A 389-nucleotide genomic window follows, 5' to 3' on the forward strand; every position below is an offset into this window, starting at 1 on the left:
GGGCAGCGCCATGCACCTGCATCAGAGCGTGGTCGACATCGCCACCGGCAAACCGGTGTTCGTCGACGCGGATGGCAACAAGAGTCAGCTGTTCCTGCACCACATCGGCGGCTTGCAGAAGTACATTCCCAAGCTGCTGCCGATGTTTGCGCCCAACGTGAACTCGTTCCGCCGCTTCCTGCCGGACACCTCGGCACCGGTCAACGTCGAGTGGGGCGAAGAGAACCGCACCGTTGGCCTGCGCGTGCCCACCTCCAGCCCCGACGCCATGCGCGTGGAGAACCGTTTGCCCGGCGCCGATGCCAATCCCTACCTGGCAATTGCGGCTAGTCTGCTGTGTGGCTACCTCGGCATGATCGAGCAGATCGAACCCAGCGCGCCAGTGGAAG

General features: G+C 64.0%; 1 pseudogene. It reads left to right on the top strand.

Features of this window, described 5'->3' with window-relative positions:
• Positions 1-389 (top strand): annotated as a pseudogene (locus HX812_RS31985) (glutamine synthetase); the annotation flags it as partial.

It is taken from the genome of Pseudomonas sp. IPO3749 (genome assembly GCF_013386605.1).
Classification (GTDB): Bacteria; Pseudomonadota; Gammaproteobacteria; order Pseudomonadales; family Pseudomonadaceae; genus Aquipseudomonas; species Aquipseudomonas azotoformans_A.